We start from the raw sequence: 1,857 nt of genomic DNA, 5'->3' as shown, positions 1-1,857 counted from the left end.
GTCTGATGCAAAGTCTGGACCTCGGCGAATGGCTTGAAGGACTTGGGCTTGGCCAATACCGGGCCTTGTTCTCCGATCAGGCGATCGAACGCGACGTTCTGCCAGATCTGACAGATGATGATCTGGCGCGTCTCGGTGTGCCGCTGGGGCACCGGAAGAGGCTTCTCAAGGCGATCGACGACCTTCTCGGGCGCGAAGCGACGAACCAGCACGCGCTGGTCAAGCTTGTGCGAACGCGGGTGGATGCAGAGAGGCGACAACTGACCGTGCTGATCTGCGATATGGTCGAGTCGACAGCCCTTGCCTCTAAACTTGACCCGGAAGAACTCCGCAAGGTGATGGGTATCTACCTTGACGCATGCGTAACGGTTGTGACCTCTCTCGGCGGTTTCATTGCCCGATATACCGGCGACGGAATAGTTGCGTATTTTGGCTATCCAGCCGCGCTGGAAGATGCAGCGGAACGGGCGGTGCGCGCGGGCCTTGAACTTGGTCGGACTGTGCCAAACGCCGTCTCGCTGCCCGGGATAACTTTACATGTGCGGTCGGGCATCGCGACAGGCCTTGTCGTCGTTGGTGATCTTCTGGGCGAGGGCGCCGCGAGGGAAGAATCGGTTGTCGGCGAGACCCCAGCGCTGGCGGCACGGCTGCAGGCTCTTGCTCCGCCCGATGGGGTAGCGATTGCCGGCAGCACACGCCGATTGGTCGAGGGCATGTTCGAACTTGAATTCCTTGGCATGCGCGACCTGAAAGGTCTACCTAGCCTACGGCCTGTCTGGCGCGTGCTGCGCGAGACGGCCGCCGAAAGCCGCTTCGATGCTACTCATCACGCCGATCTGACAGAGATTGTTGGCCGAGAGGACGAGCTGTCGCTGTTACTTGGGCGGTGGCAAGCCGCGCGCGAAGGCGCGCGTCAAATGGTCCTGCTGACGGGTGAAGCGGGAATCGGGAAGTCGCGACTGTGCATGGCCCTCGCGAGCCGGATTTCAAAGGAGGACCGTTTCATCATCCGACTGCAATGCTCACCGTTCCATACCGAAAGTGCGCTGCATCCGTTCATCACCTATTTCGAGCGTATGGCCGGACTTACGCTCGACATGGAGTCGGAGGAGAAACTAAATCAGCTGATCGCTGAGATCCAGAAGGCCGTGAACGTGGCACCAGAGACGATTGCGCTTTTTGCCAGCCTGCTATCGATACCCGTTGGTGATCGCTTACCCCGACACGAGGTGCCGCCGGAGCAGATAAAGAGCCTGACGCTTGATGCTCTTGACGATTGGCTCCTGAACCTGTCGCGGCTGAAGCCGGTATTATGGATACTGGAGGATGCGCATTGGATTGATCCGACGACCTCCGAGGCGATCAGCCGTAGCTTGGACCGGGGTGATCGTGCTCGGATCCTGGCCGTCATCACGTACCGGCCGGAGTTTCGCCCCCCGTGGACAGGCCGCGACTCCGTCGTGTCGCTTAGCCTCAATCGACTGAGCCGGCAGCAGTCGTACGAGTTGGTCCGCCGGGTGGCGCAGAAGAATTTGCCTGACACACTTGTCGAGCAGATTGTCGCCAAAGCGGATGGGATGCCGTTGTTCATCGAGGAACTGACGAAAGTCATCATCGAGTCGGGGCCGATTGAGGCGAGCGCCAATTCCAATGACGATACGCGAGTCTCCCGCGAGCGGATTATACCGGTAACGCTGCAGGACTCATTGCTGGCCCGCCTTGACCGGCTGACGGAGAGCAAAGTCGTCGCTCAGATTGGTGCGGTCATTGGCCGAGAGTTCTCGTTTGAATTGTTGGCTGCAGTGGTACCATCCAAGCCCAAAGAACTTGCGGCCGCTTTGGCGCTGCTTGTGGCGG

1 protein-coding gene is annotated in these 1,857 nt (G+C 59.8%); it reads left to right on the top strand.

What is annotated here, in order from left to right; all coding sequences use genetic code 11:
• Window positions 1–1,857, top strand: a 1,857-nt coding sequence (locus QQL28_RS45560; RefSeq protein ID WP_284276404.1) for an adenylate/guanylate cyclase domain-containing protein, incomplete at both ends; no start/stop codon positions are given.

Source organism: Bradyrhizobium iriomotense, from assembly GCF_030160715.1.
Taxonomy (GTDB): Bacteria; Pseudomonadota; Alphaproteobacteria; order Rhizobiales; family Xanthobacteraceae; genus Bradyrhizobium; species Bradyrhizobium iriomotense.
The sequence above is the reverse complement of the archived record's forward strand: the minus strand, read 5'-3'. Positions and strand labels throughout refer to the sequence as shown.